Source organism: Paenibacillus sp. JDR-2 (assembly GCF_000023585.1).
Classification (GTDB): Bacteria; Bacillota; Bacilli; order Paenibacillales; family Paenibacillaceae; genus Pristimantibacillus.
The window spans coordinates 4,090,139-4,104,754 of sequence record NC_012914.1 but is presented as its reverse complement, the minus strand read 5'-3'; the positions used below and the strand labels follow the sequence as shown (position 1 = coordinate 4,104,754).

The 14,616-nt window shown below is 51.2% G+C and carries 10 protein-coding genes; 9 read left to right on the top strand and 1 reads right to left on the bottom strand.

The genetic code is table 11. The annotated features are described in order from the left end of the window. Positions 1-165 precede the first annotated feature (165 nt). Genes PJDR2_RS18155 through PJDR2_RS18145 form a run of 3 tightly spaced genes read left to right on the top strand, consistent with a single transcriptional unit; the run spans position 166 to position 3,955 of the window. The gene (locus tag PJDR2_RS18155; protein WP_015845176.1) at positions 166-1,704 is read left to right on the top strand and encodes a spore germination protein; all 1,539 of its coding nucleotides are present in this window, start codon (positions 166-168) and stop codon (positions 1,702-1,704) included. Beyond that, positions 1,701-2,864, top strand: coding sequence for a Ger(x)C family spore germination protein (locus PJDR2_RS18150; RefSeq protein ID WP_015845175.1), 1,164 nt, complete (start codon positions 1,701-1,703; stop codon positions 2,862-2,864). Before PJDR2_RS18155 ends, PJDR2_RS18150 begins: the two co-directional genes overlap by 4 nt. After that, positions 2,864-3,955 (top strand): GerAB/ArcD/ProY family transporter, encoded by a 1,092-nt coding sequence (locus PJDR2_RS18145; protein ID WP_015845174.1) that lies wholly within the window; start codon positions 2,864-2,866, stop codon positions 3,953-3,955. The genes PJDR2_RS18150 and PJDR2_RS18145 overlap by 1 nt, the downstream gene beginning before the upstream one ends. 59 nt (positions 3,956-4,014) lie before the next feature. On the opposite strand, the gene PJDR2_RS18140 is transcribed toward PJDR2_RS18145, so the two are convergent. Continuing rightward, complete coding sequence (locus PJDR2_RS18140; RefSeq protein WP_015845173.1) at positions 4,015-5,526, bottom strand: alpha-N-arabinofuranosidase; 1,512 nt, start codon at positions 5,524-5,526, stop codon at positions 4,015-4,017. 135 nt (positions 5,527-5,661) lie between these two features. Here PJDR2_RS18140 and PJDR2_RS18135 point away from each other — a divergent pair, with 135 nt between their 5' ends. The 6 genes from PJDR2_RS18135 (at position 5,662) to gntK (ending at position 14,505) form a co-directional block, all read left to right on the top strand. Further along, positions 5,662-6,564 (top strand): ArsR/SmtB family transcription factor, encoded by a 903-nt coding sequence (locus tag PJDR2_RS18135; RefSeq protein WP_041613504.1) that lies wholly within the window; start codon positions 5,662-5,664, stop codon positions 6,562-6,564. Positions 6,565-6,812: 248 nt separating this feature from the next. Continuing rightward, positions 6,813-8,132 carry an ABC transporter substrate-binding protein gene (locus tag PJDR2_RS18130; RefSeq protein ID WP_015845171.1) on the top strand — a complete coding sequence of 440 codons (1,320 nt, stop codon included), beginning with the start codon at positions 6,813-6,815 and terminating at the stop codon, positions 8,130-8,132. Between the two features lie 5 nt (positions 8,133-8,137). Continuing rightward, the gene (locus tag PJDR2_RS18125; protein WP_015845170.1) at positions 8,138-9,928 is read left to right on the top strand and encodes a sensor histidine kinase; all 1,791 of its coding nucleotides are present in this window, start codon (positions 8,138-8,140) and stop codon (positions 9,926-9,928) included. Next, positions 9,913-11,532 carry a response regulator gene (locus PJDR2_RS18120; protein ID WP_015845169.1) on the top strand — a complete coding sequence of 540 codons (1,620 nt, stop codon included), beginning with the start codon at positions 9,913-9,915 and terminating at the stop codon, positions 11,530-11,532. The genes PJDR2_RS18125 and PJDR2_RS18120 overlap by 16 nt, the downstream gene beginning before the upstream one ends. 23 nt (positions 11,533-11,555) lie before the next feature. Continuing rightward, a complete protein-coding gene (locus tag PJDR2_RS18115) occupies positions 11,556-12,917 on the top strand; it encodes a GntP family permease (protein WP_015845168.1) in 1,362 nt (453 codons plus the stop codon). Positions 12,918-12,966: 49 nt separating this feature from the next. After that, positions 12,967-14,505: a gluconokinase gene (gntK, locus tag PJDR2_RS18110; protein ID WP_015845167.1), complete on the top strand. Its 1,539-nt coding sequence runs from the start codon at positions 12,967-12,969 to the stop codon at positions 14,503-14,505. Positions 14,506-14,616: the final 111 nt, after the last annotated feature.

The window sequence follows — 14,616 nt, the reverse complement described above, 5'->3', positions numbered from 1 at the left end:
AATTCATCGTTCAGGGAAATTCACCATTATGTTCCATCAAACAGACGGTAATTATACTTCTGAAAGGTTTATTCTACGGACACTGCCTCACCGGCAAGTAACGTTTAAAACGGCTGGAAGAAGGAAACTATGAGCATAATCATTTTCTAAGCCGGGAGGTGTAACATGTCTGCTGACGCAAGCTCCAAACCTGAAGCGGATGCTCCGCTCCTTGAGTGTCTTGAAGAAAACGAACAGACGATTAAAGAGATATTACGCAACTGTTACGACGTCGTCTTCCGGCGTATCCGAATCTATGGTCAAATTAATACTTTACTAGTCTATATGGATGGTTTAGTAGATACAAAAGCGTTGGATAATGTGTTGTTAAAGCCCTGGATGCTGGAATCACCGTCTATCGACTTGAGAGATAAAGAGTCAGTTGATTCCATATTGGAGCAACAGCTGGTAGCCGTCTCAAAAACGACATCCGCAAAGTCCATAAACGAGATTGTACACGGGATCCTTTCGGCTAATGTGGTCATCCTGACGGACGGGGCCAAGCATGCTGTCATCGCAGATTTGAAAGGCTTCGAGCAAAGGGCTGTTGAAGAGCCTTCCAATGAGATTACGATACGGGGGCCAAGAGAAGGCTTTACCGAAAATCTAAACGTAAACACAAGCATGCTTCGCCGGAAAATTCAAAGTCCAAGACTTAAAATGGAGTCGGTTACCGTCGGCAGTCTATCGAAAACTACCGTAGTTATCTCTTATATAGAGGGAATCGCAAAAGAATCGGTTGTCGAAGAGGTCCGTAAACGTGTCAGCCAAATTCAAATCGATACGGTGCTTGGCGGAAATTTTATCGAGGAGTTCATTGAAGATCATCCGTTTACCTTGTTTCCGCAAGTTCAGAATACGGAGCGCCCGGATATAGTGGCTGCCTATCTTGCGGAAAGGAAAGTAGCGGTATTCGTAGACGGAAGTCCGTTTGTTCTTATCGCCCCATGTACCTTATGGAGTGCTTTCCAATCCGCGGACGATTACTATGAAAGATTCCTGTACGCCACTATGATCCGCTGGCTGCGGATGGTTCTGATTATCGGTTCCTTGTTCCTGCCCTCCATGTATGTCGCCATTACCACCTTCCATCCGCAATTGCTGCCCGCGAATTTCTTGCTTAGCATTACCTCCGCGAGAGAGGGCGTTCCTTTCCCCGCGGTAATTGAAGCCTTTCTAATGGAATTTCTGTTCGAAGGTTTGCGCGAGGCAGGAATACGCATGCCGCGGCCGACAGGATCGGCTATCAGCATTGTTGGCGCCCTGGTTATCGGGCAGGCAGCCGTTGAAGCGGGTATAGTTTCTGCTCCGATGGTTATCGTGGTTTCAATAACGGGTATCGCTTCGCTTATTACTCCCAGGTACAGCATGGGAATCGCTTTTCGAATGCTTCGTTTCCCGATGCTTATTTTTTCGGGGCTATTTGGGCTATACGGCATTGCCATGGCAACGTTATTCCTTCATATCCACCTGACGAACCTGGAGTCGTTCGGAGTGCCTTATCTAAGTCCGGTTTCACCGCTGACCAAATCCGATTTGAAGGACATTCTCATCCGTGCGCCAAGATGGAGCATGCACACGTTGCCGTTATCGGGTTCCAAGCGTAACGGGTTTCGATTTCCCAAAGGTCAGAGACGAGGCAGCCAAGGAGACGATCTGGGATGAAATACCGCTCTGGAGCTATTCTCTTATGTGTAGCCTGCTTCGTTATCGCGACGGGCTGCTGGGACCGCGAAGAGTTGTCCGACCGGGCATTTGATTTGGCCGCATCGACGGATCTGGCGAAAGACGGGAGCTATTTGTCTGCGGGGCAATTTATAATCCCATCCAGAGTATCGGGCAAATCGAGCAATGGGGATCCTTATTTTATAGAAACGGGCAGCGGAAAAACGCTTCTGGACGCTGTTCAGCAAACGCGGCAGAAGCTTTCCCGGATAATTACCCGCGGCCACAGACGGAATTATTATATCGGGGAGGAACTGGCCAAGCATGGGATTAAGGATATGCTGGATGGCTTCTCCCGGGATCCCGGCAATCGGATTCGATTGGATATTTGGGTAGTTAAAGGCGGGAAGGGACTGGAAGCTCTGCAGGTGCATTATCCGTTAGAGAAGATTCCTTCGGTTGCGTCCGTCAAAATTCACCGGGCAATAGGAGGAACGACGGGAACGTCCTATCTTGATTTCATAATGGCAGCCAGTGACGAAGGCAGCAGTCCGACCTTGCCCGTTGTCGATATCGTAAAGGGAGATTCCCCGCAAGAGACGATCCGGTTTTATGGCCGCGCTATATTTAACCACGATTATAAGCTGGTCGGATATTTGAACTTCGTGGAGGGCGCTTACCGGCAATGGATTCTGAGGAAAATCGCTTATTTGGACTTGGCGGAAGAAATTCCGGAAGCAGGCGGGAGCGTAGGCGTTATTATCCATCACTTCGGTTCCAGCTTAAAGAGCAGCGTATCGGACTCTAATAAGGTGAAAATGGAGGTTGTATTGACGGGCTCGGGACACGTCTCCGAGAATAATACGAATTTGAACCTGAACAACTCGGAAAATTTAAGGCTGGTCCAGAATGAAATCAACAAGAAGACAAGCGAACATGTTCTTGCCATGATTACTAAGGTCCAGAAGAAATACGGAACCGACGTATTAGGCTTTAATCATATTTTGAACCGCCAGCATCCCGCCGCATGGAACCGTATGAAGAGCCAATGGGAAACGATTTTTCCGGAGATCGAAGTAAACGTGCGGGTCAAAATCAATTTGAAATACGTAGGTTTGGTTGGACCTCCTCTTCAATATAAAGAAAGCGAGATTAAATAATGAAAATCTCCGGTTATCAGTTGTTTTGGTTGATGTTCACAATGGAATTTGGCATGACGGCGATTTTTACGCTGTCGCCCGCCGTTTTTTTGGCCAAACAGGATACTTGGATTTCAATCCTCTTTGCCACTTTGATTGCATTAGCCACAACCTTTGTTGCCGTAAAATTAAGTCTGCTGTATCCGGAGATGACGTTTATCCAATCCAGTCAGCTGATCCTTGGGAGATGGCTTGGAAAACTCGTGTTAATTCCTTATTTCCTCATGTGGATTACGGTGACCGGCGTTATATTAAGAGAATTCGCCGATTTCGTGTTCATTACTTTATTTAATGCGACACCGCTCTGGGCGATCATTCTTATCATGTTAGGCGCGGTTGTGTATGCCACCGGCAGCGGGGGACTTAGGAGCATTGCCCGCAGCGGCGAAATTATCGGGCCTGTGACCGCTATCGGCTGTATTTTCGTTTTTATCCTCAGCATGAAGGACTGGGATTGGTACAGGTTGCTCCCGATATACGCGAACACGGGGATTAAGCCTATTCTCGAAGGAAGCTTGACGCCTGCCTCCTTTTTGGCGGAATCGTTTATGGTGGTCATGCTCGTGGCCTTCGTGAAAAAGCCGCAGCAAGTCATGAAAGCCTCCATGCTTGGAGTAGTTGCCGCTGCAACCGCCGTTCTGTCCATGACCGCAATTGTCCTGTTGGTTTTTGGGCCTAATTTGCCGGCTAAATTTATTTATCCGCTTTGTTCCGTCGTATCGTTTATTTCGGTGATGGATTTTCTCCAAAACATAGACATCTTGATTGTTGTGTTATGGATTGTCAGTATCTTTACGAAGCTGTCCCTTTACATGTTCATCACAAGCTACGGTACCGCGCAGCTGTTTCGCATAAAGAAATGGAGACGGACCGTTTGGTGGATAGCCCCGATTGTATTTGTCCTTTCCCTGCTTCCGCATAATACAAACGACACGATGAACTATGCAAAGTCCATCTGGCATGATTGGATCTTCCCGATTAATTTGGTAGGGATACCACTGATTCTGTGGATTATAGGCTCTGTTCGCAAAAAGATAACGTTAAAGACATAAGGAAAAGGCAGCCGGTTTCGGCTGCCTCTTTTCATGCGCGGATACTCTATCGGAAGGGATTATCCTTTTTTCGTCTGCAGGCGAATCACGTTCCAGGAGGCTTTACCCAGGATCGCTTGAACGCTGCCGTTATCTGCCGTAGTGCGGCCCCCGGCATGCGGAACGACATTACGAGGATTGGATTTGGTGTTGGTTGCTTTCAAATCCTCGCTTTCCATGACGATGTGTTCGATTACGCTTACCTCGCCAAAGCTGCGGAGGTCCAGGCTAAGCTCCATTTGCTCTTCCAGATGGCGGTTAACCGCAAACACCGTGATCAGACCCTGCTCTTCGTCGAAGACGCTGATCGCTTCGAGATACGGAACGTCGGTAAAGTCCTTGGAATCGTATTTCGGCGAGGAGATATTGGCTTGCAGCACCGTACCCCGTCCGAAGTTCGAGGCATGCAGGAACGGATAGTAGGTCGTTTGCAGCCAGATCGCACCGTTCGTCTCGGTCATAATCGGAGCGATAACGTTAATTAATTGGGCGATGCAAGCCATTTTGACACGGTCCGCATGCTTAAGCAGCGTGATCAGGAAGCAGCCAACCGCAAGAGCATCCTCGTGCGTGTACACATCCTCGAACTCCGGAGGAGCAATCTGCCAACGCTCGTCGGCGCGGCTTGTGCCGATGGTGTTCCATACATTCCATTCGTCGAGCGAAAGCATGATCGTTTTTTTGCTGCGTTTTTTTGCTTTTACATAATCGCAGATCGCGGCTACGCTGTCGATGAATTGGTCCATATCGAGCGATTTGGCCAAGAAGTTCGCCGTATCGTTATTGTTGTTATTGTAGTAGGTATGGAGAGACAGGTAGTCCACTTGATCGTAAGTAAGATCAAGCACCGTTGCTTCCCAGTCTGCGAAGGTGCTCATGCCGCTGCTTGAGCTGCCGCAGGCAACAAGCTCGATCGACGGGTCAACCCATTTCATTACCTTTGCGGTTTCATTAGCGAGCCGTCCGTATTCAACGGCTGTCTTTGCGCCAATCTGCCACGGACCGTCCATCTCGTTGCCGAGGCACCAGGTTTTGAAGCGGTGAGGCTCCTTGTAGCCGTGAGAGATCCGCAGATCGCTCCAATAAGTACCGCCAGGATGATTGCAGTATTCAACAAGATTTCTTGCCGCATCCATTCCCCGCGTGCCTAGATTAACCGCCATCATAACATCGGAGCCAACCAGCTTGGCCCAATCCGCGAATTCGTTAGTGCCTACCTCGTTGGTTTCCGTCGTCCACCAGGCCAGCTCAAGCAGACGTTTCCGCTCGCTCTTTGGACCTACGCCGTCTTCCCAATTGTAACCCGATACAAAGTTGCCGCCCGGGTAGCGGATAATAGGTACTTGCAGAGCTTTAATGGCCTCAATGGCATCTTGCCGGAAGCCGCTCTCATCAGCTGTCGGATGTTCCGGGTCATAAATGCCGCCGTATACGGCACGGCCTAAGTGTTCAATAAAGGAACCGTATACACGGGGATCAACAGGGGAGACGGTAAAATTCTTGTCAATAAGCATGCTGGAACGAATAGTCATAGAAAAGCCTCCTTTAGAATTAGGGAAAAACAAAATCCGTATGGTTGAAATCCTATAATATTCGTACCATAATAGGTATTAGCAGACAAGAATAAGTTTCAGGATTTTGAAAAAACAAAATCCTACTGAGGTGAAATGATGCTATCAACCAATGCGGAATCATTAATGGTTTATGAAGCGCTGGCAAGCGAGGTACGTTTAAAAATTATCGATAAATTATTTGAGAGGGAGCGCCATGTGAAGGAGCTTGCCTCCGAAATGTTTCTAAGCAGCGCGGTCATCAGCGGCCATATCCGCAAGCTTGAGCAGGCGGGAATCGTCGGCAGCAAAATGAAGCGGATCGACGGAGGTACTTATAAGTATTGTTATATCAAGTCTGAGTTTCTTCAGATCAAGCTGTCTCCCAATGTTTCTTCGTCATTAAGCTTTCATGGTCTGTCCGTGCCGATCGGTCACTACACCGACTATGAGGCATGGCCAACCTGCGGTGTAGCAACCACGGATAAGATGATCGGGCAGTACGATAATCCGGCCTGCTTCATGGACCCGGAGAGGGTGAACGCGGGAATCCTGTGGCTTGCAAGAGGCTGGGTGGAATATAAAATTCCTAATTATCTCTATAAGGACCAACGGCTGCACGAAATCGAGATTTCCTTCGAAATCGGCTCCGAAGCCCCTCGCGTCAATGAGAATTGGCCGTCGGATATCCATTTCAGTCTCAACGGCAAATCGCTTGGCGTATGGACAAGTCCGGGAGATTTCGGGAAAACAAGGGGAAGACTGACCCCGGATTGGTGGTCCAGCGATGTTAATCAATACGGCCTCTTGAAGGTTCTCCGGGTCAAGGAGAACGGCTCGTATATCGACGGCTTGAAAATATCGGACGTAGGTCTTAGAGATATCGGAACGGGTGCAATCAACTGGACATTCCGCATTGCGGCGGAAGATACGGGACGCGGACGGGGAGGACTAACCCTATACGGAAGGGGCTTTGGCAACTACGACCAAGATATTGTTTTTAGAAGTTTTTATGTATAAATAAACTTACGAAAGAGGCCGCGATTGCTGCGGCCTCTTTCTCTTTGCCGTTTGGAGTGATTAATGCAAGGACAGGCAATAATAGGTAAAGCCGATCTTTAGGATTCGTTATCAATGTTTAGTATTCGTTATATCGTCTAAACCCGCGATCCAGTAATGTTAAGGATGCTTAATAAAATTTTTCGACGCAAATCGACGTTGCTTCTTGAGGCAAGGCCGATTCCGCTTGAAGGAGAGTAGAGTAAGGCATGAAAAGGCTGCAGCTCTTACAGACCGGATGGGCCGGATTATTGGTCGTTGCAGCATTAGCCGGATGCAGTAACAGTCCGGCAAAACCGCCGGGCGCAGCAGAGAACGAAAAGCCCGGAGAGGGATTACAGGGCCGAACGATAACGTTCGTAACCGGATCCCATCCCTGGGTTGACGTCATTAAGCCGTTAATTCCCCAGTTCGAGAAGGAAACCGGCATTAACGTGCGGATCCAGGGCTATTTTGAAGATCAGCTGACACAGAAGCTGACGGTACAATTCACGGCACGCTCGGAAACGCCGGATGTGTTCATGTACCGGCCGCTGCAGGAAGGAAAGCTGTTCTTCCAGAGCGGCTGGCTTGAACCGCTTGATGCTTATGCCCGTCAGGATGCGGGATACGATTTAGGCGATTTCTCGCCGCAATCCATCCGTTCTTCAACGGTAGACGGCAAACTGGCAGGCATTCCGATCGTGACGGAGCAACAAATATTGTATTACCGCAAAGATTTGCTGAAGAAAGCGGGAATTGGGGTTCCCGCTACCATCGATGCGCTTGAAGAAGCGGCAGAGAAGCTGAATCATCCGGAGCAAGGCGTCTACGGCTTTGTAGCCAGAGGACAGCGGAGTCCGCTAGTGACGCAGGTCTCGTCGTTTCTGTACTCCGAAGGCGGCGACTTTATCAAGAACGGCAAAGCAGCCATTAATTCTCCGGAAGCGATCAAAGCCTTCGAGACCTATGGCGGTCTGCTTCGAAATTACGGGCCGCCTAATGCAATCAACATGTCATGGCCTCAGGCAAGCGCTTTTTTTGCGCAAGGGAAGGCCGCGCTTTATACCGATGCCAATTCGATCTACCGCGCGCTTGATACGGAAGAGTCGAAAGTTCGGGGAAATGTCGGCTTTGCGCCGTTTCCTTCGGGGACAAAAGGTTCCATGCCGTACAACATTACGTCCTGGGGGCTTGCCATCAACCCGAAATCGCCGAATAAAGAGGCGGCATGGGCGTTTATTAAATGGGCAAGCGGAAAGTCCGTTATGCTGCTTACCCAGCAAGCGGGCAATCCCGGACCAAGATCGTCGGTATGGAAGGATCCGAGGGGCACGATTGGCTTCCCGGAAGAATTAGCAGCCGTATACCAACAAACGATTAACGGAGGAGTCGATCACGACCGGCCTCAGACCGTTGACGTAGCGGCAGCACGCGAGCAGGTAGGCAAAATCGTACAAATGGTCATCATGGGAGAGACGGAGATCCGGCAATCGGCCGATCAGGCCAATGCCGCTCTGCAGGCTCTCCTTGATGAGGAAGCGGAGTAACCAAGATGCCGCGCCGACTGTCGATTTTCAACAAGATAGCTTTCACTATTGTCCTGCTGCTTGTGCCCGTTGTGCTGCTATACGGTTATTCGAACCGGATTGCAACCGGCGTTGTGGAAGAACAAATGCGCTCGTCCAGCTTGAGTAAGCTTGTCTTCTTTATGGATCAAATGGATGGAACGATGGAAAATCTGTCGATGTTCCCGGTCATCTTAAGCGATGATCCTCATATCCGCGATTTTCTGTCTCCTGCTTCAGGCGAACCGGAAAGCGGCTTGCTGAAGGAGCAGGCCAGAGTTACGGAAAAGCTGGGACTTCAAAGCGTATCCAGCTCATGGTCCAACGATCTAACCTTTGCTTTTCCGGAGAAAAATCTCGTACTCTCCTCGAACATTTACTTAAACGGCAGCGAAGTCCAGTCGCGGGGGAGAAAGATCAAGGAGGATTGGACTTACGAGCGGGACAGCTCGCGCGGTTATCCGATCGATACCTTTGTCCGCGAAATCGGTGTTCCTGCTGCTGCCGTAAAGGTTGGGGACGCGGAAGCCGTTATTCAGGTCCGTTTTCCCATCCAGAATATTAGCGACATGCTTGATGTGTACAAGAAGGAGAACCGGGGCGACCCGTTTTTGTTACGCTCTAGCGAGGAGCCTGTCCGCAACAGCACGCATGCGGAAACCGCTTCCGCCAAGGTCATTCAGGAGCTTGGTCACGGTAGCCTCGGACAAAGCGGTCAACGGATCTTGAAGATGGATGGACAAACGTATCTGGTCAGTTATGCGAAGTCGCGCCAATTAGGCTGGTATCTGGTTGATTACGTGCCCGTCGAACGGATTGTGGCTCCCATTATTCAGGCCAGGAACTGGTTCTACGGTTCAATCGCTTTCCTGGTTTTAATCGGATTGCTGGCCTCCGTTCTGCTCTACCGCAATGTTCAGATTCCGCTGTCCAAGATGATAGCCGGTGTCAAACGGATGAAGGGCGGCGATTTGTCCTGGCGGATCGGCTATAAGGCTAATAATGAATTTGACGAGCTGATCCGGCATTACAACGAAATGGCCGGCCAGATTCAGCGGTTGATCGAAGATATTTACAGCGAAAAGCTAAGATCCAGGGAAGCGACGCTTAAGCAGCTGCAATCGCAGATTCATCCTCATTTCTTGTATAACTCGCTGTTCTTTATTATCAACTCCGCGATGATGGAGGACCGGGATTCGGTTATTTCGATGTCGGAAAATCTGGCCGAGTTTTACCGGTATACGACCAGGGTAGACAATCAGTTGTCGACGGTGGGAGAGGAGCTGGATTTCGTCCGGCATTACCTGAACATCCATACGCTAAGGATGGGAAGGCTAGCCTACGAGATGGAAGTGCCCGATGTCCTGCTGGAAGAGCCTCTTCCCCGTCTTACCTTGCAGCCGATCGTCGAGAATGCGATTGTGCACGGGATTGAAAGCCGGATCGGCGGAGGACGCATCGTCATTACCGGAAGGCAAGAGGGGGATTACAACCTACTTGAAATTGCCGATAACGGAGCGGGGATGACCGGCGAGGAACGGCTTCGGCTGGAAGCGCTGCTAGTCGAGAAGGAAATGGGAGACGAGATCGGATGCGGTACCTGGAACGTGCATCAGCGGCTGCAAGGCCGGTTCGGAAAAGGCTCGGGGCTTCGTTTCCGGCATGCAGCGGATGGAGAAGGTCTTGTCGTTACCATAGCGTGGCTGAAGAGTAAAGCAAATGCCAAGGCATTGGATGGAAATCGGTTGGAGGGTGAAACGGAATGGCCCAGCTCTTAATTGTGGATGACGAAGCGCATGTCGTGGACCGTCTGGCAACAACGGTCGATTGGGAATCCGTTGGCATCGATCAGGTGTACAAAGCGTATTCCGGCCAGGAAGCGCTTGAGCAGCTTCATCAATTCTCCATCGATATTGTCATTACGGATATCCGAATGCCGGGTATGTCGGGGCTTCAGCTTATTTCCGAGATTAAGCGGCAATGGCCGAAGACCAAAAGCATTCTGCTCTCGGGCTACTCCGAATTCAACTATGCGAAGCAGGCCATGCAGTTCCAGACCGAGGACTATTTGCTCAAGCCGGTCAAGACCTCGGACCTCCTGTCAACGGTGGAACGCGTGCTTCGGAAGCTGAAGCAGGAGTGGGAAGAGGTAATCTCCGCCCAGCGGATCACGTATACGCTGAAGGAGCATTTGCCACTCTTAAGGGCGAACCTGCTGCAGGAGCTGCTGCAGGGAAAGCTGTGGAGCAAACAGACGCTTCGGGAAAAAATGACGCGGTTAGAGCTTGGCGATCGGGACTGGCAGCGATTTTCGCTGATGGCTGTTCGGCTGGATGACCGGTTCGGGGAGTTCACCGAAGAGGATCTGTCCTGGAAGGAATACGCGGTCGCCAATATGGCCGAGGAGCTGTTCGGCGGTCGTTACTCGCTGTGGCATGCGAAGGACGCCCATGATTATCTGGTCTTTCTGCTGACACTTAAGGACGAAGCGGAAGGGGATGATCCGGGCTGGCTTGAGCGCACGGCATCGGTGCTGCAATCCGCCGTAGGCGTTTACCTGAAAGGGAAGGTATCCGTCATGGTAAGCAGCGCGGGCGCTTTTCCGGAAGACGTTCCCGGCTTCTATAACCGGTCGATTACGGCTTTCCGCAACCGGATCGGGCAGGAGCCGGAGCAGTTCATGCGTCTGGAGGAGAAGGAAAGCGAGCCGGCAGCCATACGGTCGTTGGACTGTCTGTACGAGCCGCCGGCATTGATTCACTTGCTGGAAGCCGCAAGATGGGAAGCGGTAGAAGAGAGGTATAAGCGTATCTTTACGGGAGTGGAGAGCGGAGAAACCGTGTCCGAAGAGCATTTGCTGGAAATTTACTTTACGGTGGCTTCGGCCTATGCTTATATCGCCCATAAGAACGGACGTCTTCTAAACGAAACACTTGGTACCGATTACAACCGGATGGCGACCGGGATGCCGCTTCGGACCGTGCAGCATCTCCGGGAATGGGCCTTCCGCACGCTTAAAGCGTTGCAGGAGGATATGGCTAAGGAAACTAAGGATAACCGCCATTCCTTGATCGAGAGAATAAGAAGCTTTATAGATGACAACGTGACCGGCGATATTTCGCTTCAATCGGTGGCCGATTACGTCAAGCTGCATCCCGTCTATGTATCCAAGGTATACAAGCTGGAAACAGGCGAAAACTTAAGTGATTACATTCAGCGCGTGAAGATGGAAGAAGCCCAGTCCATGCTGCGGCGCAGCGATGAGAAGGTCTATGTCATTGCCGCCCGGCTAGGTTATCAACGGCCGCATTCCTTCATCAGCGCCTTTAAGAAAACATTCGGCATGACGCCGCAGGAATATCGCGACGGTCAGCCGCAATAATATTTTTTAGGAGGAACTACACCATGTTGCTATTTATTGTACTTGCAGCGATCGTTGTGCTGCTTCTGCTCATTACGGTTGCCAAGCTGAACCCGTTTGTCGCGCTTATTATTACGGCGATTGGGACAGGGCTTGCCGCGGGAATGCCGATTGTGGCTACCGAAGACCAGACGGGCATCATCGATTCCATAAAGACCGGGATGGGGAATACGCTAGGCTTCCTGGCGATTGTATTGGCACTTGGCACCATGCTCGGGAAAATGATGGCCGAATCCGGAGGCGCCGAGAGAATCGCAAGAACCTTGATCGGCGTGTTCGGCGAGAAGAGAGTCCATTGGGCGATGATGTTTGTTGCGTTTATTGTCGGCATTCCCGTCTTCTTCCAGGTTGGCTTCGTCTTGCTTGTTCCGCTTATTTTCACCATTGCGAAACAAACAGGTCTTTCGCTTGTCAAAATCGGCGTACCGCTGGTAGCGGGCTTATCCGTGGTACACGGTCTGGTGCCGCCGCATCCGGCTGCTATGGCTGCAGTTGGTATTTTTAATGCCGATATCGGCAAGACGATTTTGTATTCGATAATCGTTGGTTTACCGACCGCAATCGTTGCGGGACCTCTGTACGGCAGCTGGATTGGCAAACGGATTCATAAGGAAGTACCGAAGGAAATGGGAGATCAGCTTGCGGAAACCGATGAGAACCGCGAACTGCCCGGCTTTGCCAATACGCTCATCACGATTCTGATTCCGGTATTCCTGATGCTGATTGCCACATTCGCGGACGTATTTGTGGAAAGCGGCTCCCTTGCGAAGGATGATACTCTGTTCCTTGCCGCGAAATTTGTAGGCGATCCGGTTGTGGCGCTTCTGATTGCGACTGTGTACTCGTTCTTCAGCTTAGGCTTTGCCCGCGGTATCAGCCGCGAAAAAGTATTGAAATTCACAAATGACTGTCTCGCTCCTACGGCAACGATTCTGCTTGTTATTGGCGCGGGCGGCGCGTTTAACCGCGTGCTGCTGGATTCCGGTATCGGCGACTACATCGCTGATCTTGCTACTTCTTCGCATGTATCGCCTATTCTGCTTGGCTGGGGTATTGCGGCGATGATCCGGATCGCAACCGGTTCCGCAACCGTCTCGATGATGACGGCTGCGGGTATCGTGGCTCCAATCGCGGCAGCAATGCCGGGAACCAACGTGGAGCTGCTTGTACTGGCAACAGGCGCAGGCTCGCTTATTTTGTCCCATGTGAACGACTCGGGCTTCTGGCTGATCAAAGAATATTTCGGCATGACGGTGAAAGAAACGCTCCTGACCTGGACAGCGCTGGAAACGATTATTTCCGTTGTGGCGCTTGTGCTCATTATGGCGCTGAACGCCATCGTTTAAAGATAGATAGAAGCATGGATTGGATAGAGAGAAAGGAGAGTGAGCAGCAATGGCTTCCTCTTACGTTATTGGAACGGATATCGGGACAACAAGCACGAAATCCGTATTGTTTGACAAGGCTGGACAAGTGATCGCGACTCATACGATCGAATACCCGCTGTACTCACCGAAGCCCGATGTAGCGGAGCAGGATCCGGACGAGATTTTCCGCGCGGTTGTTGGCACGATCAAGCAGGTTGTTGCCCTAGGCGGCATTGGCGAGGAAGGCGTATTGTGCGTATCGTTCAGCTCGGCGATGCATAGCGTTATTGCGGTTGACGGCGAAGGCCGCCCGCTGACGCGCTGCATTACTTGGGCGGATAACCGCAGCGCGATGTGGACGGAGCGGATCAAGAACGAGATGAACGGACATCAGATTTATTTGCGCACGGGTACGCCGCTGCATCCGATGGCTCCGTTGTCCAAGCTGGTATGGCTTCGTAACACGCAGCAGGATCTGTTCGCCCGCACGCACAAGTTTATCTCCATCAAGGAATACGTGTTCCATCAGCTGTTCAGCCGGTATGTGATCGATTATTCGATTGCTTCGGCGACGGGGCTGTTTAATTTATCCCAGCTCGGCTGGGATGCCGAAGCCTTGCTGGTGGCTGGCGTTACGCCCGAGCGGTTATCCGAGCCTGTGCCTACGACCTATGCGCTGGAAGGCATGAAGGCGGAATGGGCGGCCGAGATGGGGCTGAAGGTTTCAACTCCTTTCATTGTGGGAGCAAGCGACGGCGTATTGTCCAACCTTGGCGTTAATGCCATTGAACCTGGAACCGTTGCCGTAACGATCGGGACAAGCGGGGCAATCCGGGCTGTAACGGACCGGCCGGTAACCGATCCGAAGGGGAGGATCTTCTGTTACGCGTTAGCCGAGGATATGTGGGTGATTGGCGGTCCGGTTAACAACGGCGGGATGATATTCCGCTGGCTGAGAGATCAGCTTTGCGCCGCGGAGACCGAAACCGCTAAACGGCTTGGCAAGGATCCGTACGATATTCTGACGGAAATTGCCGCGCGCGTGCCGGCGGGAGCGGACGGTCTGTTGTTCCATCCTTATCTCGCGGGCGAAAGAGCCCCGCTGTGGGATGCCAATGCCAGAGGCTCGTTCTTCGGACTTGGCCTGCAGCATAAGAAGGAGCATATGATCCGCGCGGTTCTGGAAGGCGTGATTTTTAACCTCTTCACGGTGTATATGGCACTGGAGGAGTTGATTGGCCATCCTACGAAAATCCAGGCAACCGGCGGTTTTGCCCGCTCGGAGCTGTGGCGTCAGATGATGTCCGATATTTTCGAGCAAGAGGTCCATGTGCCGGAGAGCTTCGAAAGCTCATGTCTTGGCGCCGCGATCCTAGGCTTGTACAGCATCGGCGAAGTGGATTCGCTTCATGTCGTATCGGGCATGATGGGAACTTCCCACAAGCATATGCCTGAACAAGCCAACGTTGAACGTTACAAGGAGCTGAGCCGGATCTACGTCCGGGTATCCAGGCTGCTTACGCCGGAATATAAGGAAATTGCCGCTTATCAGAAAAAGTGGACTTAAAAAGGGAGAGCCTGCGCGAGCGGGCTCTTTTTTTATGGGTGGATGGCAGAAGTTTCTCCGAATTGGCTGGTTACAGTATTTCCCTTTGGTCCTATTATGGGCTGAAGGAGG